This is a genomic window from Nocardia sp. CA-084685 (assembly GCF_050955785.1).
Lineage (GTDB): Bacteria > Actinomycetota > Actinomycetes > Mycobacteriales > Mycobacteriaceae > Nocardia.
The window spans coordinates 8291062-8311644 of the sequence record NZ_CP192094.1; the positions used below are offsets into that span (position 1 = coordinate 8291062).

The window sequence follows — 20583 nt, forward strand, 5'->3', positions numbered from 1 at the left end:
GCTGCGGTGCCGCGGTCACGGATGGTCCTCCGGCTGATCCGCACTGCGCGAAACGAGTTCATCGGTCGGGGTGCGACCGCTGCGACATCGTTCGGCCGCGGATTCGATCTCGCGGGCCGCCACCGGAGTCACCGCATGTGCCGCGGCCAGGGTCAGCAACCCGACCGCGACGCCGCGGATCTCCGGATCGGCCAACCCGCGGCGCGCCGCATCGATCCAGCGACCCGCGAGTGGCGCGGCGAGCGCCGTCGCCTCGGCGACCACCGCCGGAGACGACAGCAAAGCGTCGAAGACATGGATCGGGACGGTCCAGTCGTTATCCGGCTGGGCGTCCAGATAACGGATCTCGAGGTGTCCGGAAGCTCGTACCGGCGGGAACAGCGTGGTCAGGTGATAGTCGAGATCGCCGACATCGGGACGCCGACCGATCTCGTCGTCCAGCGCACCGGACAACCAATCCGCGAAGGACGCCTCCGGTGGCGCTGACCAGCCGATACCGCTGGCGTTGTCGGATACGCCATCGTGGCGACGAACGCACAGCAGCGGGACATCCAGGGCCCAGCGCGCATAGCCGCTGACCGGATCCGGCCAGGACTCCACCGTGGGACGAGTGCGGGCGTGGTCGAGACGCAACCAGGTCCGCATGCGTTGTGATGCCCACGCGCCCACTGGCGCACCGCGCAATTCGGGTGAGCAAGCGAAGGCGGCCAGTAGCGCGGGACCGACCGCGTACAGCGCGTTCCACCGGGCGGTCACCTCGGCACGGTGCGCACCGGCATCGACGCTGACCTGCGTCGCGGCGGTATTGCACATCATCAATTTGCCGAAGGGGCCGATACCAGCGAAGGACTCTTCCATGGCGTGGTAGCGCGGTAACCGCAGCACCCGTTTCGGGCGGCGGGCCGCATCGGCGGCGGCGGAGACGGTGCGGATGGATCGGGATTCGAGTAGATCCCGCAGCATCCGAGCATCGGCGTGCAAACCCTCGCACAACTGCGCGGCAGCGGCGAACGGGGCGCTGGAGAGTTCGATCTGACCGCCGGGTTCAATGGTGACCCGACTGCCCCCTGGCAGCGGAAGTGCCGGTGAATCGGGGGCGATGGACCTCGGTGCATAGGGTCCGAGCGCATCTGCGAATGCAGCCAGTTGCGGGCGGGGGGCGGCCAAGCGGCCGTACGACGAACACTCACCCTGCACGGTGAGCCATTCCAGTTCGGCGCCGATGAGCGTTGGTGGGCCCAGTTTGAAACAGATTTTCTCGAGATAGGCCTCGGCCGCGGCCCGCGAGGAGAGCTCGCCATTTTCCAGCGCGATGACGCGCTTCGGATGCTCGAGCGTGACTGCCATACCAACCTCCACCATGTGAAACCAGGTAACCGTGGCTGTGCTGCGTGGCGCTGCCGGTCGTTGTCCAGGTAGTTCTGTATCGCCGTGCATGCCGGGCGTATTCCAGTGCACCGACCCGATCCAGCGTAGCGAGGGGCACCGACAAGAAATATGACAAGAATCTGAATTCGTGGTCATGCACAGCGGGGCCTCGCGCACCACGGCCCGGGACCTGCGTCGACTCGTGCGACGGCCCAATGCGGCGATTTCGGCGATACTGTCGAGGCCATGCTCGACGAGAATCGCGTACGTGCCGACATACCGGGCTACGGCACCGGATCCGATGTGGTCTTCCTCGACAGCGCGGGCTCCTCGTTACCGCCCCGAGTCGTGGTCGATACCGTTGTGGCACATCTACGACGCGAGGCCGAAATCGGCGGCTACCGTGCGGCGAACGAGCGACTCGACGACCTCGCCGCGGTGAAAACCGATATCGGCCGGCTCATCAACGCCGATGCGGCCAGCATCGCGCTCAGCGATAGCGCGACCCGCGCCTGGGCCGACTTCTTCTATTCGGTGCCACTCGCACCCGGTGACCGCATTCTCATTTCCGGCGCCGACTATGCGAGCAATGCCATTGCGGCGCTACAGCGGGCCGAGGCAACCGGCGCGGTGGTCGAACAGATTCCCAGTGACGGCAGCGGCCAGCTCGACCTCGACGCACTCGCCGACATGGTCGACGAACGGGTCAAGTTGGTGTCGGTGCTGCACGTCCCGACCAATAGCGGTCTGGTCAACCCGGCCGCCGACGCCACCCGGATCGCGCATTCGGTCGGCGCGCTGGTGCTGCTCGACGCCTGCCAGTCGGCCGGACAGCTGCCGATCGATGTGGCCGAACTCGATGTCGACGCGCTCTCGGTCACCGGTCGCAAATGGCTGCGCGGGCCGCGCGGCACCGGATTCCTGTATGTGCGACCGGAATTGGCCGCATCGATGGAGCCGCAGCGGCTGGACCTGCACAGCGCGCACTGGACCGGCCCGCAGGAGTACGCGTTGGTCCCGGACGCGAGTCGCTTCGAATTCTGGGAATGCGATGTCGCGGCGCGACTCGGTCTCGGCGCGGCCGTACGCTATCTGCTCGAACTCGGGCCCGAGGATGTCTACGAGGCGATCGCGGTCCGCGCGGAACATCTGCGCAAGTCACTGCCGGATATCGCTGGAGTGACCGTGCGCGACATCGGGATTCGGCACAGCGGCATCGTTTCCTTCACCGTCGACGGGAAATCCGCCGTCGAAGTGCGCGATCGTCTTGCGGAACGGAATATTACGGTGACGGCGAGCCATGCCAGCTCTACGCTGCTGGATATGACCGCCCGTGGCCTGGATTCGGTGGTGCGCGCCTCGCCGCACTGCTTTGTGAGTTTCGAGGAGTTGGACCGGTTCGTCGGCGCGGTCGCGGCGCTGTAGATGTCACCTCGCGAACTGGTCGTCCTCGGCACCGCGAGTCAGGTTCCGACCAAGCGGCGCAACCACAATGGGTATCTGCTGCGTTGGGGCGAGGAGGGCATTCTCTTCGATCCGGGCGAGGGCACCCAACGACAGATGACCTACGCTGGCGTATCGGTCACCGATATCACCCGGATCGCGGTGACGCATTTCCACGGCGACCACTGCCTCGGATTACCCGGCATCATCCAACGGATCAATCTGGATAAGGTCGCCCACCCGGTCGACGTGTACTACCCCGCCTCGGGTGAGGTGTTCTTCGATCGGCTGGGCAATGCCAGCTCGTTCTATCGCACTGTCGAGCTCCGGCCGCACCCGATCGCCGATCCCGGTGCGCTGGACGCGCCCGGTGCGCCGTTCGTCCTCGAGGCGGTCACGCTATCGCACCCGATCGACACCTTCGGCTACCGGCTCACCGAACCGAGCGGTGTGCGCATCCTGCCGGAACGGCTCGCCGCATTCGGCATGCACGGTCCGGCGGTCGGACAACTGCAGCGCACGGGCAGTATCGAATACGCCGGGCGCACAATCACGCTGGCCGAGGTCAGTGAGCCGAGGCCAGGTCAGAGCTTCGCATTCGTGATGGACACTCGCCTGTGTCCAGGCGTGCTGTCGCTCGCCTCGGGCGTGGACATGCTGGTGATCGAGGCGACCTTCCTGGACGCCGACGCCGAGCTCGCCGAGGAATACGGCCACCTGACCGCGGGCCAAGCCGCCCGAGTCGCCGCCGAAGCCGGTGTGCGCACCCTGGTACTGACCCACTTCTCCCAGCGCTACCGCGACCTCGAGGCCCACCGCGCCGAGGCGGCCCTGCACTTCACCGGCGAGACCGTCATCGCCACAGACCTGGCAAGAATCCCCTACCGCCCCGACCCTGAGGCTCGGGTCGCGTAACTAGTCGCACTGCCGAACCCCAACCAGGTGACGGACCTACGTCGGTCAGGCCAGGTGCAGTGCAAGAATTTGGGAGACGAGAGCGGGGGTGCTCGTCGCCGGGCCGACCAGGCGCAGACTGCGGTTGGCCTGGAGGGCGGCGATGCCATGCACGTTGGTCCACAGCGCGATGGCGACGGCTCTCGGGTCGATGGCGGTCGGCGCGGCCGCAGCGACCAGGGTCGCGAAGCGCTCGAACAGCGGCAGGGTGATCCCACGGAGATTCTCGCCGGAGCCCTCGAGTAGGTCGTGCCGGAACATGAGCGTGAACATTTCCGGGCGCTCGCCGGCGAATTCGACGTACTCGGCGGCCATCCGTTCCAGATGTTCCCTCGGCGTGCTGGCGCCCACCTCCACCTTCGCGAACCGCTCGATGAGATCGGCGAAACCGCGCGCGGCGATGGCGGCCAAGAGCGCACGGTGCGTCGGAAAGTGCCTGCGCGGCGCACCGTGGGAGACCCCGGCCGCACGGGTGATCGCACGCAGCCCCAACTGGCCCGCGCCGACCTCTTCGAGCATGTCGACCCCGGCGCCGACCAATCGTTCCCGCAACGGCTCACTTCCGACCATGCAGACATTGTCTACGGTGCCCATCGAATCACTTCCTCCGACTACGTCACATAAGTGGCAATACCCTTCCGACAGCCGTAGACAATGTCTACGCTCTTTGGTAGACATTGTCTACGTCAAATTCTTCGGGAGGCTCATGTGTGGTACCGGTTGTTCAAGTACGTTCTGCTCGGCCCACTGCTGCGGCTGCTCGGCCGCCCCGAGGTAGAGGGACTGCGGCACGTACCCCGCACCGGACCGGTGATCATCGCCGCCAACCATGTGGCGATGCTCGACTCGATGTACCTCGCGCTTGCCTTGCCGCGCCGGGTCACCTTCCTGGCCAAGCAGGAGTACTTCACCGGGACCGGCTTCAAGGGCCGGTTCAAGCGCTGGTTCTTCACTGTCGCGGGTCAGGTCCCGGTGAACCGTACCGGCGGCACCGCCGCCGCGGACGCACTGGCCGCCGCCACGAGAATCCTGGAATCCGGTGACGTCTGGGCCATCCACCCAGAGGGCACCCGCTCCCCCGACGGGTGCATCTACCGCGGCCGCACCGGCGCACTGCGCGTGGCCATGGCCACCGGCGCACCGGTCATCCCGGCGGTGCTTTCCGGCACTGACAAGGTGAATCCGCGCGGCCGTCGCCTGCCGCGCTTCGGCAAGGTGCGCATCAGCTTCGGCACGCCGCGCTACTACCCCGAGCTCACCCCGACCCACCCGGCGCCGGACCCCTGCCACGTCCGCGCGGCGACGGACGAACTGATGCGGGAACTGGCCGCCCGATCCGGTCGGCACTACGTCGATCGCTACGCGGCCACCTTCTCGAATCGCCCATAACGCCCCCGCGACACGGACACGTCCTCGTAATGGTTAACGCGGGGACGAATTGGCGGGATAGTTGGGGAGCAGGCCGGTTCACCCATGTCCGGCCCACCGCATCGGGGTGACAAGGGAGTTGGACTTTGAGCAGGTTCACCGACGAGATGTACGCGACGGCACAAACCTCGGACCGCGGATTGGTCACCGGGGAGCCCAACGCGCCGTTTCGGCAGACCTGGGGTGAGATCCATCGCATCGCACGACGAATGGCGGGCGGACTCGCCGAAGCCGGCATCGGACACGGTGACGCCGTCGGCGTGCTGGCCGGGATGCCGGTCGATATCGCACCGGCCTGTCAGGCGATCTGGATGCGCGGCGCGTCGATCACTATGTTGCATCAGCCGACGCCGCGCACGGATCTGATGGTGTGGGCGCGCGATACCGAGACCGTGCTGTCGATGATCGACGCGCGCGCGGTGGTAGTCGGCGCGCCCTTCGAGGCCGCCGAACCACTGCTGCGCGAGCGCGGCATCACCGTGGTGCGCATCGATCAGTTGCGCGAGAGCCCGGAGACCGATCCGGTGCCGACCGTCGAATCCGATATCGCGCTGCAGCAGTTGACCTCCGGTTCGACCGGATCGCCGAAGGCGGTGCGGATCACCCACGGGAACTTCTACGTCAACGCCTACGCCATGTTCGATCGGGTGAAGTTCCAGCTCGACGAGGATGTGATGATCAGCTGGCTGCCGCTGTTCCACGATATGGGGATGGTCGGATTCCTCAGCGTCCCGATGCAATTCGGGGCCGAAGTGGTCTGCGTGACGCCGATCGACTTCCTGATGCGTCCACTGCTGTGGGCCGAGCTGATCGATAAGTATCGCGGCACCGTCACGGCGGCACCGAATTTCGCGTACTCACTACTGGCCCGCCGACTCAGGCAGGCCGAGGACGGCGCCTTCGATCTCAGCAGCGTGCGCTACATGTGGAACGGCGCCGAACCCGTCGATCCGGACACCATGGAAGCCCTCGCCGTGGCGGGCGCACGCTTCCAGCTCAATCCGATGGCCCTCACGCCGGTCTACGGCATGGCCGAAACCACACTGGCCGTATCGGTTCCGGATCCCGGACACGGTCAGGTACTCGATGTCATCGATGGCGATCTGCTGGAGGCGCTTGGCAAGGCCGTGCCCGCTCACGATCATCACGGCAATATCCGCCGTATGCCGACGCTCGGCCAACGGGTTCCGTCCGGCGCAGGATGCCGACGGCTGGCTCGACACCGGCGATATCGGCTACTTCACCGACGAGGGCCTGATCGTGGTGTGCGGGCGGATCAAGGACGTCATCATCATGGGCGGTCGCAATATCTATCCGACCGATATCGAGCGCGCCGCCATGCGCGTGCGGGGTGTACGTCCCGGCAATGCCGTCGCGGTTCGCTTGGACGCGGGTGAGAAACGCGAAAGCTTCGCCGTCGTGGTGGAGAGCAACGACCACCAGAATGCCGATGAGGTCAAGCGCATCGAACGCGAGATCGTGCACGCGGTGTTCTCCGAGGTCGGGGCCCGCCCTCGCACCGTCGCGGTCCTCGGCCCCGGCGCCCTGCCCAAAACCTCCTCGGGCAAGCTGCGCCGCGCCGCCACCGCGATCCATCTGCGGTGAACCCCGGTCGAATCAGTGCAATTGGTTCTGGGCCGGGTCGAGGCCAACGCGCAGTAGCAGTTCGACCGCATCCGCGGCCTGTTCGACGATCACCGGCACCTCCTTGCGCTCCACCGACGAAAACGGTTTGAGCACATAGTCCGCCGGGTCCTGGCGACCCGGCGGACGGCCGATGCCGATGCGAGTGCGCAGATAGTCCTTGGTGGTCAGGGCACTGGTGACCGAACGCAATCCGTTGTGCCCGCCTTCACCACCGCCGCGCTTGAGCCGGACCTGACCGAATGGCAGATCCAATTCGTCGTGCACGACGATCACCTCGGTCGGCGGCACCGAGAAGAATTTCGCCAGCAGCGCCACCGGACGCCCGGACAGATTCATGAACGAGCGCGGCTTGGCGATCAATACCTGACGCCCGTCCAGCCGTGCCTGCAACAGATCCGCACCGGACTTCTTGTGCACAGCAAAACGGCCGCCGACGCGCTGCGCGAGCACGTCGGCGACCAGAAAGCCGATATTGTGCCGGGTGCGCTCATACTCGGGACCTGGGTTGCCAAGTCCGACCACGAGCGCTGGCCCGGTCGAGGATTCGGTCATTCGGATAACCGAGCCGGGGAGTTCTTACTCGGCGCTCTCGGACTCCGCGGCGGCCGCCGCGGCAGCCTCTTCGGTCTCCTGCGCGGAAGCCGGGGCCGCAATGATGTTGACGACCAGGGCCTCCGGGTCCCCGGCCAGGGTGACACCCTTCGGCAACGCGATCTCGCCCGCGGTGATCTGGGTGCCGGCTCCGACGCCCTCGATCGAGACCTCGATGGATTCCGGAATGTTCAGCGCGTCGGCCTCGATGGACAGCGTGGTGACGTCCTGGGTGACCAGGGTAGCCGGGCCGGCCTCACCGATCAGCGCGATGTTCACATCGGCGGTGACCTTCTCGCCGCGCTTGACGATCAGCAGGTCGGCGTGCTCGATGTAACGGCGGATCGGATGCACCACAACGGATTTGGTCAGCGCGAGCTGCTTCTTGCCGTCGATGACGAGGCTGAGCACCGCATTGGTGCCGTGCTCGCGCAGGATGGCGGCGAAGGCCTGGGCGTTGAGCGAGAGGTGCTGCGGGTCGGCGGCGTGGCCGTACAGCACGGCGGGAACGTTGCCCGCGCGACGGGTGCGGCGGGCGGCACCCTTGCCGAACTCCGTGCGGACGGCGGCTTCGAGAACGTTGGCGTCGGACATGACTGGATCTACTCCCTACGGCTCTTCCGGGCTGTCAACAGTGCGCCAGGGACTGTTATCCCCCCTGGCAAAGGTTGGTCTACTCGTCGGGCGAAGACCGAACGAGGACGGCCGAGAGCCGAGCCGCGTCGATCACGGTGAACGCATTACGTCTGCGGTCACCCTCGCCGAGACAACCCGAACACCATAGCGCAAGTGTTTATGTCCAGCTGAATCGGGTGGTCGGACTGGCCGGATTGCCCTCACCCCGGTCGCGTACGCTGGAGCGGTTGCCGATCGGCCGTCTGAAAGGTTGTTGCAGTTGACCGCCTCCACTGAGGGTGTCGTCACGCCCGCCCCGCGTGGGTTGCCCGCCGAGGTCGCCCGGCGACGCACCTTCGCGGTGATCTCCCACCCCGACGCGGGCAAGTCGACGCTCACCGAGGCGCTGGCATTGCACGCCAGAATGATCTCCGAGGCGGGCGCCATCCACGGTAAGGCCGGACGCAAGTCCACCGTGTCGGACTGGATGGAAATGGAGAAGGCGCGCGGAATCTCGGTGAGCTCGACCGCGCTGCAGTTCAACTACCGTGCCGCGGGCTCGGATATCGACAACGTCATCAACCTGGTCGACACCCCCGGCCACTCGGATTTCTCCGAGGACACCTATCGCGTGCTCACCGCCGTCGACGCCGCCGTCATGCTCATCGACGCCGCCAAGGGCCTGGAGCCGCAGACGCTGAAGCTGTTCCAGGTGTGTCGCCATCGCGGCATTCCGGTCATCACCGTAATCAACAAATGGGACCGTCCCGGCCGTGCGCCGCTGGAATTGCTGGATGAGATCAGCGAGCGGATCGGGCTCACGCCTACGCCGCTATTTCTGCCGGTCGGCATCGCCGGTGACTTCCGCGGTCTGCTGCGTCGTGGCCCGGAGGGCGCGGCCGTCGAATATATCCACTTCACCCGGACCGCGGGCGGCGCGACCATCGCACCAGAGGAATCGATCGATCCGGAATCGGCCGAGGCGCGCGAGGGTGAGGCGTGGACGACCGCTGCCGAGGAGAGCGAACTGCTCTCGGCCACCGGACAGGACCACGACCAGGAGATGTTCCTGGCCGGGCAGACCTCCCCGGTCATCTACGCATCCGCGATGCTGAATTTCGGTGTGCGACAACTACTCGAGAGCCTGGTCGCGCTCGCGCCCCCGCCCGGCTCGCGTGCCGATATCGGCGGCACACCGCGCAACACCACCGATCCGTTCAGCGCGGTCGTATTCAAGGTGCAGGCCGGAATGGATGCGGCACACCGTGATCGGCTCGCGTTCATGCGCATCGTCTCCGGTGAATTCGAGCGCGGGATGGTCGTCACGCACGCCCAGACCGGTCGGCCGTTCGCGACCAAATACGCGCTCACCGTGTTCGGTCGGGAGCGCTCCACCGTCGACACCGCCTACCCGGGCGATGTGGTCGGCCTCGTCAATGCCACCGCGCTTGCGCCCGGACACACGCTGTTCGTGGACAAGAAGGTGGAGTTCCCGCCGATCCCATCCTTCGCACCGGAGCATTTCGCGGTGCTGCGGGCACAGAGTGCGGGTAAGTACAAGCAGTTCCGCAAGGCCATCGACCAGCTCGATTCCGAAGGCGTGGTGCAGGTTTTGCGCAATGACGCGCGCGGTGACGCCTCCCCCGTGCTCGCGGCGGTCGGTCCGATGCAGTTCGAAGTCGTGACCGCGCGGATGCTCGCCGAGTTCAATGTCGAGACCCATATGGAGCACCTGCCCTACACGCTGGCCCGACGCACTGATGCGGAATCGATGGTCGAACTCGATCGGCAGCGCGGAGTCGAGGTGTTCACCCGTTCCGATGGTGCGCTGTTGGCGCTGTTCAGTGATAAATGGCGGCTGCAGTACATCGAGAAGGAGCATCCGAAGCTCACACTCGAACCCCTGGTCGCTGCGGCGGATTAGCCTCAGGATCCCGGCCCGATTCGGAAAATCCGGCGAAGTCGGTGCTCAGGCTGATGCGCTCACCCGGCCTCTGGCTCCGCCGCCTCGGGCGCGGACTCCCGCCGCGGCTCGGCGATACCGGGGTCGCGTTGGACCGATGCGATGCCGTCCTCCTGCGCGATCAGCCCCCAGCGACTCGATGTCAGCCGCAGGCTCGGCAGATCGCTGAGCGAAAGCACCACCTCATAGGTGCGCTCATATCCGGTGTGCGCGATGCGCCAGCGACCGTCCGTGCACCGGACGTAGCGATCGGTGTAGAACGCCGCGCCGCGCAGCAGCATATTGTGCGCCGGTATCAGCACAGTATCGGCGAGATACCAAGTGCCGGTGGCGGTGTCGCCGTCGACATCGATCTCCGGATGGTCGCATCGATGCTCGGTGATGACGTGCGGACCGAGGGTGTTGCGCATGAACGCCAGGAACGCATCCCGCGACTCGAACGACAGGTACTCGCTGTAGGTGGCGGTCGCGTCCGGGATCATGGTGTCCGCGAATTCGTCCCACGACTTGGTGTCGAGGGTGCGCAGATACCTGAACTTCAGGCGACTGATCGCTGACACAGCATCCCGGTCCATATCTCAACAATCCCATTCGAAGCCGCCGCGCTACAGAGATTGGGAGATTTGTATCAGATTGCTATCACTTCGAGCCGAAATCGGCGGTCTGCCGGGCGGTCAGTTCCCGATGGTGAAGCAGGTATGGCAGAAGTCGCTGCCGAATTCGGTCAGCCGCAGACTCTTGCGCACGATCTTGGGCGCGCGCCCTGCCTTCTTCAGCGCCGCCTCGACCACCGGCTGCACCTCGAGCACCATGTACCGGCTGAGCACCACCGGATCATCGGAAACCTGGGTCAGACCGAGGCGGTTGAGGTTGATCAGATAGGTGCGGGCGCGGTCCGGATAACGGACACCGGCCTGTTCTGGAACCGAAGTGAGATCACCGGTCACCAATTCCGAGCCGATACCGAGCGGACGGTTGGTGCGCACATCGACCGTCGGCTGCGGACCGTTCAATGCCATGAAACGCAGAATGCGCGCCTCGTCCGGCGCCAACTCGTCGAGGATGCGGTCGTAGGCGGGGTGCACGTCCTCGGTGAAGTAGACATCGGCCGAGCGGGCGAGCAGCGCATCGCCACGACGGCGCAACTCTTCGCTACTGGCCGAGCGCAGCGGCGCGCCGATGCCGACCGGCGCTGGCTGCGGCGCACCGTTGGAAGTCGGTACATAGCTGACGATTTCGCGCACTGACCCCTCGGTGACGCCGAGCGCGCTGCGCGCGATGGAGCGCAACGCATTACCGGTGCGCTCGGCGATATCCGCCGACGACTCACCGTCGAGCGCGGCCTGGGTGATCTCCTTGGTCACCTCGTAGGTCGTCTCGACGGCCCACTGACCGCCGCGCGCCACGGTGCCCGCCGCGAGCCCCGCCGCCCGGAACACACCGCGAATCAGCCGTGCCTCATTGCTGATCTGCCGCTGTTCGACATCCGAGCTGCGCTCCACCGAGCGGGAACCGGCCCGGGCTATGTCCTGTCCGGTCCTGTCGTCTGTCACGTTCTCTCCGATGTATTGCCAAGTGAACGAATACGCCCACAGATTATTGCCCGCCAGCCTTCCAGGTCTGCCATACCGTGAGCCGGTTGGGCCAGCGAAACACGCCGACCCCTGCTGTCGGACGCGCGCTGGTCGCCATTGTCTCCGCCGCTGGTTGACACTACGACATTCTGGACACACAGTGTGACTGATGTCTCAGACAATCCACTGTGGCCCGAGACACTCGCGTTGGACCAGCATCTCGGCCGCACAGTAGGGTCCGTCTGCCGACTGGGTGCTAGTTTGGGTTGCCGGTGAGGCGGCGGTCACCGGTATATCGGCAGGAGGGTGTCGTGTTGGAGAGTGTTTTCGGGATACATCCGACGGTCCTCCTGGAGTTAGTGACTATCCCCCTTTTCACTGGTGTCATCGGTTACATCACCAACTGGACCGGCATCCTGATGTTGTTCAAGCCGGTCGCCTTCCACGGTATTCGTTTACCCGGATTGCGTGCATTGTTTCCCTTCCTGCCCAAGCGAATTCAGGTGCTGCCACTGCTGAGCTACGACGGCCGAATCGGCTGGCAGGGCATCGTGCCATCGCGTGCGGACAAAATGGCGAGCATCGCGGTCGACAAAGGGCTGGCGAAACTCGGCAGCGTCGCCGACTTCTATCGCGAGCTCGAACCCGACAAGCTCGCCGAACACCTCGCCACTATTGCCGATGCGCAGATCAAGGACATAGTCGAAGAAATCCTGCGTCGCGAGCATCCGCAACTCTGGTACAACCTGCCGACCGGGGTGCGCGACATGATTCACGCGCGAGTCCGCCAGCAACTGCCCGATATTCTGCGCGAGCTGACCGAGGAATTGGGCGCCAATATCGATCAGCTGCTCGACGTCAAGCAGATGGTCATCCGTTATTTCCAGGCGCGTCCGCATCTGCTCAACACCCTTTTCCAGGTGCTCGGGGCCAAGGAACTGCGCTTCATGCAGAACTTCGGCTTCTACTTCGGCGCGCCGATGGGTGTGGTGCTGGTCGCTGTCTTGCATGTGACCGGCTGGTCGACACTGGTGGTGCTGCCGGTCGGCGGCGTCATCATCGGTTGGGTGGTCAACTGGATCGGCCTGAATATGATCTTCGCGCCCGCCTACCCGAAGTGGTGGTGCCCGTGGCGGCAGGGTCTGCTGATCAAGCGGCAGCTCGAAATCACCGACGGCTACGCGGAATTGGTCTCCAGCCAGGTGATGACCGTCGCCAATATCGGTGACGAACTGCTGAACGGCCCGCGCTCGGACCGGACCATGCAGATGCTCGAGGACACGCTGCGCCCCGCCGCGGACCGGGCACTCGGGCCGGCGCGACCAGCGGTGAAGTTCATGCTCGGCAGCAGGGAGTACGACTCACTGCAGTCGACGCTGACCACCGAGGCGATGACCATCGCGCCGATCGCCTTCGCGGATCCGGACTTCAACATCCAGCAGGGCAGACAAATCAACGACTACATCGCCAAACAGATGTCGGCCCTATCGCCCCCCGACTTCGTGGATATGCTGCGAGCGGCCATCAAACAGGACGAATGGCTCCTTTTTCTGCATGGCGGCGTGTTGGGGCTCTTCGCCGGATACGCTCACATCCTGATCTTCGGAACGGGAGTGGCGACAACATGGCTATGACGGAAGCTGACGGCGACGATCCGCGGGCCGCCGGGCAGGGCTCAGCGCGAACCGAGCAGTCCGAAGTGGCCGAAACCCCAAGAACTTCCGAGTCGTCGATATCCGAGCAGTCGACCGAGATCGCCCGGTTGCCGCTCGGCGCGGTCGAGCGGAAGCGGCAGGTGAGCTCGGTTCGCAAAACCGTTCGCGCGACCACCGGGGTCGCCCGCGTCGCGGTGACCGCGGCGGCCGAGGTGACCGCGTGGAGCATCGACACCGCCCTCGGCGTCGGGGCCACCGTGGTGCGCGGCAGTATCGCGGGGAATCCCCCGCGTGAAGTGCTCGCCGAGGCGGAGGCCGAGGTTCGTGACGCGGTGCGGCGCGCATTGCGTCTGCCCGTGACGCCCGAACAGCCCGCGCCCGATGCCGTTCCCACTTTGCGTGAGCAGGGAGCCGCACTGCTGCGGCTGTCGGCCAGTACGCAGGGTGAGCACCACGAAACCCACCCGGCCTTCGCGCGCATGCTCGAGGAGCTGACCCCCGATGAGGCACGCATCCTGCGCTTCCTGCACCTCGACGGTCCGCAGCCATCGATCGATATTCGCGCCGGACGACCGCGCGGCATCGGTGTCGAGCGAATCATCTCCGGACTCAACCTGATCGGCGAGCACGCGGGACTGCGCTTCCCCAATCGGATCCAGCAGTATCTGCCCAACCTGCGCCGCCTCGGCCTGATCGAATTCGTCAAGGAACCGGTCGGAAACCCGAACCGCTACCAACTCCTCGAGGCCCAATCCCCGGTCCGAGAAGTATTGAAGCGTTCCGGTTTCGGCACCAAGGTCTACTACCGCAGCATCTCACTCACCGGCTTCGGTGCCGATTTCGTACAAACCTGCCTGCCGGTTGTGGTCCAAGACGGCCGCGCCTCCGGCACCGACTAGCCGCCGCACCGAGTCCGCCGCCGCGCAGTCAAAGGTTGTCCGGCCCCGTCGGCGTAGCGAAATGCGGGCTCGAAAGGCCGATGTCTACGACATTTCGACTACCGTCGCTGGAAGGTCGAGCAACGCGGGTCGCCATCTGTCGGGCCTGGTCAGGCGCCGTCGGCGAGTTCTAGCCAGCGCTCCTCGGCAGCTTCTTTTTCGGCGAGGACCTGCTTCAGTTCGGTGCCGAGGGTGATGAGTTTGTCGGGCTCGGTGGCGGCGTCAGCGAGGGCAGTGTGCAGGCGTTGCTCGCGTTCGGTGAGTTTGTCGATGGTGCGCTCTAGTTTTGCCAGCTCCTTGCGGGCGGCGCGGTAGGCGGCCGAGTCGGTGGCGGGAGCTTCGGCGGGCTTGGAGTCGGTGGATCGCGTTGCGGCCGAGCTCGACACGGCGCGCTTTTTCAGGTATTCATCGATGCCGCCGGGGAGATTGGTGAGCTTTCCATCGCCGAACAGGGCCCAGGTGGAGTCGCAGATGCGCTCGATCAGATAGCGGTCGTGGCTGATCACAACCAACGTGCCGGCCCAGTTGTCGAGCAGGTCTTCCAGTTGTTGCAGGGTGTCGATGTCCAGGTCGTTGGTCGGCTCGTCGAGGAGCAGGACATTCGGCTCCGACATCAGGATTCGGGTCAATTGCAGCCTGCGGCGCTCGCCACCGGATAGATCGCCGACCGGGGTGCGCTGACGGGCCGGGGTGAAGCCGAGACGCTCGGCCAACTGGCCAGCGGAGATTTCCTTATCGCCCAGCATGATTCGCTGAGCGATCTGCTGTACCGCCTCCAGCACGCGAAGATCGGTCGGTAGGTCGTCGAGTTCCTGACGTAGCCAACCGATCTGTACCGTCTGCCCCTGAATGCGTTTGCCGGCAGCGGGTTCGACGGCACCGGCCAGCGTGCGTAGCAGGGTCGTCTTGCCGGAGCCGTTCACACCGACCAGGCCGACTCGCTCGCCCGGCACCAGGCGCCAGGTCAAATCGCGCACCAACTCGCGGCCGTCCGGGGTGGTGAGGGTGGCATCCTCGAGTTCGATAACGACGCGACCGAGGCGCTTTCGCGCGAATGCGGCCAACGAGACGCTATCGCGCGGCGGCGGCACATCGGCGATCAGCTCCTCGGCCGCCTCCACCCGATAGCGCGGCTTGGAGGTGCGGGCCTTCGCACCGCGGCGCAACCAGGCCAACTCCTTGCGGGCCAGATTCGCGCGCCTGGCCTCGGAGGCATCGGCCTGCCGCGCCCGCTCGGCGCGTGCGAAAATCCAGTCGCCATAACCCCCTTCATAACTTTCGACCTTGCCGCCGACGACCTCCCAGGTGTTGGTGGCGACGGTGTCGAGGAACCAGCGATCATGGGTCACGACCACCAGCGCGCTGCGGCGCTCGAGCAGATGCTGGGCCAGCCACTGCACGCCCTCGACATCGAGGTGGTTGGTTGGCTCGTCGAGGACGAGCAGATCCAGGTCGCGGACCAGCGCGGCGGCCAGTGCGACGCGGCGGCGCTCGCCACCGGAGAGATTGTCGACCGAAGTGTCCAGACCGAGGCCATCGATGCCGATGCCCGCCATTACCGAACGGATGCGGGGGTTCGAGGCCCATTCGTGTTCGGCGACGCCGTAATCATCTCGGCGCTCCTCGGACCCTCCGCCGTCACGCAAGCCACCGCCTCCGTGCCCGTCGCTCGCGCCCGAGGGCATCGCGTCATCGGCCAATCCGGCCAGCACGACGGATCCGACGGTCGCGCCGACCGGAAGTACGCCGCGCTGGGTGACCACCGCAATGCGCAGCCCGCCGACCCGGCTCACCCGGCCGCTGTCCGGCGGCTCCAGCCCGGTCAGCACCTCCAACAGGGTGGTCTTGCCGCCGCCGTTCAGGCCGACGACACCGATTCGCTCGCCCGCGTGGATGCCGAGCGAAACATTGTCCAGGAGCGGTTTGATGCCGAAGCTCTTGGAGACCTGTTCGAGATTGATCAGGTTGGACATGGATCCTTCCGAGTCATGCGCCAGGCGAGTACTCGCCCCGCGCAAGCGTACCGAGCACGCCGAACCCACTGCCGCCGCACCGAACGCATCGCCCATTCGGGGAACTTCGCGACTTGCGTGACGAACGGCGTTCGTTTACAGTCGACTTCAGCGAACATCGTTCGTTACGAACGGTGTTACGGCGCTCCTGAGACACAGCCGCAGAATGGGAGCCCCGCCTCGAAGCCGAGGTGAGTGGGCGGCACGATTTCCACTACCCCTGGAGGTTCTCATGCATCTCGGACTCGGTCTGCCCATCTCCGATCCCGCCGCCCTGCTCGACTGGGCGCGCCGCGCCGACGCGGGGCCGTTCTCCACGCTCGGTCTGCTCGACCGGCTCGTCTACGACAATCCCGAACCACTGGTCGCGCTCGGCATGATCGCCGGTGCCACCAACCGCATCAAGGTGCAGACCGAGGTGCTCATCGCGCCGCTGCGCGAGCCGGCGCTGCTCGCCAAGCAGGCCGCCACCCTCGATCGCATGTCCAGCGGCCGCCTGGTGCTCGGCCTCGGTGTTGGTGGTCGCGAGGACGATCACATCGCCTCCGGCACCGAGCTGCGCTCCCGCGGCCGTCGTCTGGACGAACAGCTGGAGATCATGCGCCGCCTGTGGTCGGGCCAGCCGTACGGCAGCGACTGCGGACCGATCGGTCCCGCGCCGCTACGTCCGGAGGGACCGGAGTTACTCTTCGGCGGCTTCCAGCCCGCCGCCATCGATCGCGTTGGCCGTTGGGGTGGTGGCTTTCTCGCGGCTGCCGCACCGTCGTGGGCCGGTGGCCTGTTCGACCTGGCTCGCCGCTCGTGGAAGGAACACGGCCGCGACGGCGCGCCCCGCATTGTCGCCCAAGTCAATGTCGCGCTCGGTGCACCCGACCTGATCGAAGATGCCCGCGCCTCGATGGGCGCGTACTACGAATTCAGTGGCCGCGCTGAGTTCATGCTCGCGGGAATGCTCACCACACCCGCCGAGATCCGCACGGCCATAGGCCAATTCGCGGATCTGGGCGCGGACGAGGTCATGCTCTATTGCTACGGCCGCGACGCCGACCAAGTCGACCGCCTCGCCGACGTGATCGCATAGTCAGCGAAACGCACCGACGGTCACGGTCGGGCGCGACCTAGTGGTCGAGGCCGAACCGTCAGCGCTTGCCGGGCGTGCCGCTGCTGATGACCCGAGCGCCGGATACCGGTCCGCTGGCGGTGCGCACGCTGCGGCACACGCCCGCACCCGCGAGCTCGGCCGCGACCGCCACCGCGCCGTCCTCGCTGTCACAGAGGAATGCGCAGGTCGGACCGGAGCCGGAGACGAGCCCGGCCAGCGCCCCCGCACCGACGCCCGCGCGCAATGTTCGCCGCAACTCCGGCTTCAGCGACAGCGCGGCGGCCTGCAAATCGTTACCCAGCAGGGGCGCAAGTTGTTTCGGGTCACCGGAGGCGAGCGCCTGCATCAGCGCCTGCGGCTCACCCAGCCGGGGCGGACTGCCGAGCTCGCGTAGTCGGTCGAGTTCGGTGAAGACCGCAGGCGTGGACAATCCGCCCTTGGCCAGCGCGAGCACCCAGTGAAAAGTATTGCGGGACAACACCGGAAGCAGTCGCTCGCCCCGACCGGTGCCGAGCGCCGTTCCACCGTGCAGCGCGAACGGCACATCGCTGCCGAGTTCGGTTGCGACCGCTAACAATTCTTCGCGAGTCAACCCGACATCCCAGAGTGCGTTCAGGCCTACCAGCGCCGCGGCGGCATCCGCACTCCCGCCCGCCATGCCACCGGCCACCGGAATGCCCTTGTTGATGGCGATTTCCACCAGCGGCGCGCGGCCGGCCAGATGGGCGACGCGCACGGCGGCCTTCCACACCAAATTGGTGCGATCGGTCGGTACATCGTCGGCGCCCTCGCCGCTGACCTGCACGGTCAACGACGCGGCGGGCGCGAGTTCCAGATCATCGCTGAGCGAGAGGGCTTGGAACACCGTGGTCAGATCGTGATAGCCGTCCGCCCGCACGTCACCGACGCCTAGGTGCAGATTCACCTTGGATGGCGCGCGCACGATGACGGGACTTGGCACAACTGACAACACGGTGCTCAAGCCTATCCCGTGGGTACGACAGGTGCTCAGCTCGAGATGAGACATTCACCGCCCATGCGTCGGACGGTTACAACAGCGCCCCGCCGGTGGCATCGATCCACTGGCCGGTAACCCACCGCGAATCGTCGGAGGCGAGAAAGGCGGTGATATCCGCGATATCACCGGGCTGGCCGACACGATTCAAGGGCGACCATCCCGCCACCAACGCCTCGGTCTCACTATTGCGCAACCAGTTGGCATTCATATCGGTATCGATCACACCCGGCGCCACGGCATTCACCGTGATACCGCGTGCGCCGAGTTCCTTTGCCAGCGTTTGGGTGAAGGTATCGATCGCACCCTTGGTCATCGTGTAGGCGATCAGCTGCGGCATTCTCGCCCCGTGCGTGAGGCCGGTGGAGATATTGACGATGCGGCCGCCGTCGCGCAGTCGATCCAGGCCCAACTTGGTGACGAAGAACGGCGCCTTCGCATTGACGGCGAAGACCCGGTCGAACGCGGCCTCATCGGTGCCGCCGATCGGTTCGCGGATGCCGTCGATGCCCGCGTTGTTGACAATGACGTCCACGCCGTCGGCGTGTGCGTCGAATGCGGACCACAGCGCCGCCGCATCGCCGGACACACCGAGTTCGGCCTTGATCGCGAAGCCGGAACCACCCGCCGCCTCGATGGCCGCGACGGTTTCCTTCGCCGCCTGCTCGTCGCCGTTGTAGTGCACGGCGACGCGCGCGCCCTCCCCGCCAAGTCGCTGCGCGATGGCCCGGCCGATGCCGCGGCTGGCACCGGTGACCAGCGCGGTCTTGCCCTCGAGTCGGCTGGATTGTGCACCCATGACGGGCCCCTTTCTCTAGCGGTCACTACAGAAAGGACGTTAGCACGTTCTCTAATGACCGCTATAAAATGACGATATGAGTGCACCGGCCAGAGGGCGCCCCCGCTCGTTCGACCGCGACGCCGCGCTGGAAAAGGCACTGTGGCTGTTCTGGGAGCGCGGTTACGAGGCGACCTCGATCGGCGATCTGACCGCGACGATGGGCATCGGCGCGCCGAGCCTGTATGCCGCATTCGGCGATAAGGCGACGCTGTTCAACGAGGTGGTGCAGGTCTTCGGTGCGCGCTATGGCAGCTTCATTCCACGCGCGCTCACCGAAGAGCCGACCGCCGAAGCGGTGGTGCGCCGCATTCTGCGCGCGGCGGCGACGGAGTACACCCGCCCCGATTGCCCGCACGGCTGCCTGGTGACCAGCGCGGGCCTCAACACCACCAGCACCGAGATCGCCGAAATGCTGCGCACCCTTCGCAATCGGAATATGGCGGCTTTCACCGAGCGCATCCAGGCCGATATCGATGCGGGCTTGTTGCCACCGGATACCGATGCGGCGACGCTCGCACGGTATGTCAGCACCGTCATGCAGGGCATGTCACAGGCGGCCAGGGACGGCGCAGGGCCCGCCGAATTGGAGCGGGTTGCCGAAATGGCCATGCACGGTTGGCCTTCCGCCGTTCGCGGCTGAGTCAGCCGGGCCGGGAACTATCCGGATGTTCGTAGCGACTAGTCAACGAACCCGCGGAACGACAGGGCACTCACACTTGCGTTCAATACCCCGCGGGGGTATGTTCGATGCATCGGGGATATACCCCCACACCGTATGATCGAAGGAGTCGGAGATGGCCACGAGCACTTACACCGTCACGGGGATGACCTGCGGACACTGCGTCAACTCGGTCAAGACGGAGATCGGCAAGATCGATGGCGTGACCAGCGTGGACGTCGACCTCGCCAGCGGTGCGGTTCGGGTGGACAGCGCCGCCCCGCTCGCCGACGCCGATATCGTCGCCGCCGTCGACGAGGCGGGATACGAAGTCGCCGTCTGAGGCAGGCCCGGCTGATTCGCCGCGGTCGGCGGCGGTCTCGTCGCACTGTTCGGTGTCGTATCCCGTATCGAGCCCTGATGGGGATCCGACGGGGCGACACCGAACCACGGCACGCCCCCGAAGGGCACCGGGGCTGCCGGATTCACGATCCGGCTACACCCTGACAGACCTCAGCGCATCCGCGGATTCGAATCCGGGCGGGGCCCTGCGGTCTGGTTCCGAGTCGCACCGTCACAGTTACAGGACGGACTGAGCCGCAACCACTCCCACTCGCATCCCGAACGGCAGCGGTGGACGGAGACCGAGTAGGCATGGCGGGAGCTATGAGAACTGCGAGCAGCGATCTCGTTTCACCGTGACCGGCGCGCCGGTAGCACACCTCGAGCCGTATCCCGGCGCGTACGCGCATCTGCGCTCTTGCCCGCCAACGACCTCG

General features: G+C 66.0%; 18 protein-coding genes and 1 pseudogene. 10 read left to right on the top strand and 9 right to left on the bottom strand.

Annotated features, from left to right (window positions below; genetic code table 11):
- Window positions 1-15 precede the first annotated feature (15 nt).
- Window positions 16-1347 carry an ergothioneine biosynthesis glutamate--cysteine ligase EgtA gene (gene egtA, locus ACQP2U_RS36510; protein ID WP_433711701.1) on the bottom strand — a complete coding sequence of 444 codons (1332 nt, stop codon included), beginning with the start codon at window positions 1345-1347 and terminating at the stop codon, window positions 16-18.
- A 267-nt stretch (window positions 1348-1614) separates the two neighbouring features.
- Between egtA and ACQP2U_RS36515 the strand changes: the two genes are divergently transcribed.
- Together ACQP2U_RS36515 and ACQP2U_RS36520 are read left to right on the top strand one after the other, a co-directional pair.
- On the top strand, window positions 1615-2793 hold the full coding sequence (locus ACQP2U_RS36515; protein ID WP_433711702.1) for an aminotransferase class V-fold PLP-dependent enzyme: 1179 nt from the start codon (window positions 1615-1617) through the stop codon (window positions 2791-2793).
- Window positions 2794-3726: a ribonuclease Z gene (locus tag ACQP2U_RS36520; protein WP_433711703.1), complete on the top strand. Its 933-nt coding sequence runs from the start codon at window positions 2794-2796 to the stop codon at window positions 3724-3726.
- A gap of 45 nt (window positions 3727-3771) precedes the next feature.
- Here the strand turns inward: ACQP2U_RS36520 and ACQP2U_RS36525 are convergent, their stop codons facing one another.
- The gene (locus tag ACQP2U_RS36525) at window positions 3772-4359 is read right to left on the bottom strand and encodes a TetR/AcrR family transcriptional regulator (RefSeq protein WP_433711704.1); all 588 of its coding nucleotides are present in this window, start codon (window positions 4357-4359) and stop codon (window positions 3772-3774) included.
- A 114-nt stretch (window positions 4360-4473) separates the two neighbouring features.
- Here ACQP2U_RS36525 and ACQP2U_RS36530 point away from each other — a divergent pair, with 114 nt between their 5' ends.
- Together ACQP2U_RS36530 and ACQP2U_RS36535 are read left to right on the top strand one after the other, a co-directional pair.
- Window positions 4474-5154 carry a lysophospholipid acyltransferase family protein gene (locus tag ACQP2U_RS36530; RefSeq protein WP_433711705.1) on the top strand — a complete coding sequence of 227 codons (681 nt, stop codon included), beginning with the start codon at window positions 4474-4476 and terminating at the stop codon, window positions 5152-5154.
- Window positions 5155-5279: 125 nt separating this feature from the next.
- Window positions 5280-6798: pseudogene (locus ACQP2U_RS36535) on the top strand (fatty acyl-AMP ligase).
- 12 nt (window positions 6799-6810) lie between these two features.
- Here the strand turns inward: ACQP2U_RS36535 and pth are convergent.
- Together pth and ACQP2U_RS36545 are read right to left on the bottom strand one after the other, a co-directional pair.
- A complete protein-coding gene (gene pth / locus ACQP2U_RS36540; protein WP_433711706.1) occupies window positions 6811-7392 on the bottom strand; it encodes an aminoacyl-tRNA hydrolase in 582 nt (193 codons plus the stop codon).
- A gap of 24 nt (window positions 7393-7416) precedes the next feature.
- On the bottom strand, window positions 7417-8025 hold the full coding sequence (locus ACQP2U_RS36545; RefSeq protein WP_433711708.1) for a 50S ribosomal protein L25/general stress protein Ctc: 609 nt from the start codon (window positions 8023-8025) through the stop codon (window positions 7417-7419).
- 301 nt (window positions 8026-8326) lie between these two features.
- Between ACQP2U_RS36545 and ACQP2U_RS36550 the strand changes: the two genes are divergently transcribed.
- On the top strand, window positions 8327-9970 hold the full coding sequence (locus ACQP2U_RS36550; protein WP_433711709.1) for a peptide chain release factor 3: 1644 nt from the start codon (window positions 8327-8329) through the stop codon (window positions 9968-9970).
- 59 nt (window positions 9971-10029) lie between these two features.
- Here the strand turns inward: ACQP2U_RS36550 and ACQP2U_RS36555 are convergent, their stop codons facing one another.
- Together ACQP2U_RS36555 and ACQP2U_RS36560 are read right to left on the bottom strand one after the other, a co-directional pair.
- Window positions 10030-10584 carry a nuclear transport factor 2 family protein gene (locus ACQP2U_RS36555; protein WP_433711710.1) on the bottom strand — a complete coding sequence of 185 codons (555 nt, stop codon included), beginning with the start codon at window positions 10582-10584 and terminating at the stop codon, window positions 10030-10032.
- 99 nt (window positions 10585-10683) lie between these two features.
- Entirely contained in the window at window positions 10684-11562 is an 879-nt protein-coding gene (locus ACQP2U_RS36560) for an Abi-alpha family protein (RefSeq protein WP_433711711.1), read from the bottom strand.
- Window positions 11563-11942: 380 nt separating this feature from the next.
- On the opposite strand from ACQP2U_RS36560, the gene ACQP2U_RS36565 reads away from it, so the two are divergent.
- Together ACQP2U_RS36565 and ACQP2U_RS36570 are read left to right on the top strand one after the other, a co-directional pair.
- Window positions 11943-13217, top strand: coding sequence for a DUF445 domain-containing protein (locus ACQP2U_RS36565; protein ID WP_433711713.1), 1275 nt, complete (start codon window positions 11943-11945; stop codon window positions 13215-13217).
- Window positions 13214-14137 (top strand): Abi-alpha family protein, encoded by a 924-nt coding sequence (locus ACQP2U_RS36570; RefSeq protein ID WP_433711714.1) that lies wholly within the window; start codon window positions 13214-13216, stop codon window positions 14135-14137. The genes ACQP2U_RS36565 and ACQP2U_RS36570 overlap by 4 nt, the downstream gene beginning before the upstream one ends.
- Window positions 14138-14286: 149 nt before the next feature.
- On the opposite strand, the gene ACQP2U_RS36575 is transcribed toward ACQP2U_RS36570, so the two are convergent.
- Complete coding sequence (locus ACQP2U_RS36575) at window positions 14287-16149, bottom strand: ABC-F family ATP-binding cassette domain-containing protein (RefSeq protein ID WP_433711715.1); 1863 nt, start codon at window positions 16147-16149, stop codon at window positions 14287-14289.
- 271 nt (window positions 16150-16420) lie between these two features.
- Between ACQP2U_RS36575 and ACQP2U_RS36580 the strand changes: the two genes are divergently transcribed.
- Window positions 16421-17269 (top strand): LLM class flavin-dependent oxidoreductase, encoded by an 849-nt coding sequence (locus ACQP2U_RS36580; RefSeq protein WP_433711716.1) that lies wholly within the window; start codon window positions 16421-16423, stop codon window positions 17267-17269.
- Window positions 17270-17327: 58 nt separating this feature from the next.
- Here ACQP2U_RS36580 and ACQP2U_RS36585 read toward each other — a convergent pair whose 3' ends face one another.
- Together ACQP2U_RS36585 and ACQP2U_RS36590 are read right to left on the bottom strand one after the other, a co-directional pair.
- A complete protein-coding gene (locus ACQP2U_RS36585; RefSeq protein WP_433711718.1) occupies window positions 17328-18263 on the bottom strand; it encodes a 4-(cytidine 5'-diphospho)-2-C-methyl-D-erythritol kinase in 936 nt (311 codons plus the stop codon).
- Between the two features lie 76 nt (window positions 18264-18339).
- Window positions 18340-19104: an SDR family oxidoreductase gene (locus ACQP2U_RS36590; RefSeq protein WP_433711720.1), complete on the bottom strand. Its 765-nt coding sequence runs from the start codon at window positions 19102-19104 to the stop codon at window positions 18340-18342.
- A 76-nt stretch (window positions 19105-19180) separates the two neighbouring features.
- On the opposite strand from ACQP2U_RS36590, the gene ACQP2U_RS36595 reads away from it, so the two are divergent.
- Both ACQP2U_RS36595 and ACQP2U_RS36600 read left to right on the top strand, forming a co-directional pair.
- Complete coding sequence (locus ACQP2U_RS36595; protein ID WP_433711721.1) at window positions 19181-19786, top strand: TetR/AcrR family transcriptional regulator; 606 nt, start codon at window positions 19181-19183, stop codon at window positions 19784-19786.
- Window positions 19787-19940: 154 nt separating this feature from the next.
- On the top strand, window positions 19941-20147 hold the full coding sequence (locus ACQP2U_RS36600; protein WP_397037199.1) for a heavy-metal-associated domain-containing protein: 207 nt from the start codon (window positions 19941-19943) through the stop codon (window positions 20145-20147).
- The last annotated feature ends 436 nt before the right edge of the window (window positions 20148-20583 follow it).

What these genes read in the sequence shown, in the direction of transcription:
- ACQP2U_RS36525 (WP_433711704.1), bottom strand. Translation starts at nt 4,359, where the DNA reads ATGGGCACCGTAGACAATGTCTGCATGGTCGGAAGTGAGCCGTTGCGG.
- ACQP2U_RS36600 (WP_397037199.1), top strand. Translation starts at nt 19,941, where the DNA reads ATGGCCACGAGCACTTACACCGTCACGGGGATGACCTGCGGACACTGC.
- ACQP2U_RS36575 (WP_433711715.1), bottom strand. Translation starts at nt 16,149, where the DNA reads ATGTCCAACCTGATCAATCTCGAACAGGTCTCCAAGAGCTTCGGCATC.
- ACQP2U_RS36570 (WP_433711714.1), top strand. Translation starts at nt 13,214, where the DNA reads ATGACGGAAGCTGACGGCGACGATCCGCGGGCCGCCGGGCAGGGCTCA.
- pth (WP_433711706.1), bottom strand. Translation starts at nt 7,392, where the DNA reads ATGACCGAATCCTCGACCGGGCCAGCGCTCGTGGTCGGACTTGGCAAC.
- ACQP2U_RS36555 (WP_433711710.1), bottom strand. Translation starts at nt 10,584, where the DNA reads ATGGACCGGGATGCTGTGTCAGCGATCAGTCGCCTGAAGTTCAGGTAT.
- ACQP2U_RS36520 (WP_433711703.1), top strand. Translation starts at nt 2,794, where the DNA reads ATGTCACCTCGCGAACTGGTCGTCCTCGGCACCGCGAGTCAGGTTCCG.
- ACQP2U_RS36545 (WP_433711708.1), bottom strand. Translation starts at nt 8,025, where the DNA reads ATGTCCGACGCCAACGTTCTCGAAGCCGCCGTCCGCACGGAGTTCGGC.
- ACQP2U_RS36580 (WP_433711716.1), top strand. Translation starts at nt 16,421, where the DNA reads ATGCATCTCGGACTCGGTCTGCCCATCTCCGATCCCGCCGCCCTGCTC.
- egtA (WP_433711701.1), bottom strand. Translation starts at nt 1,347, where the DNA reads ATGGCAGTCACGCTCGAGCATCCGAAGCGCGTCATCGCGCTGGAAAAT.
- ACQP2U_RS36590 (WP_433711720.1), bottom strand. Translation starts at nt 19,104, where the DNA reads ATGGGTGCACAATCCAGCCGACTCGAGGGCAAGACCGCGCTGGTCACC.
- ACQP2U_RS36515 (WP_433711702.1), top strand. Translation starts at nt 1,615, where the DNA reads ATGCTCGACGAGAATCGCGTACGTGCCGACATACCGGGCTACGGCACC.
- ACQP2U_RS36595 (WP_433711721.1), top strand. Translation starts at nt 19,181, where the DNA reads ATGAGTGCACCGGCCAGAGGGCGCCCCCGCTCGTTCGACCGCGACGCC.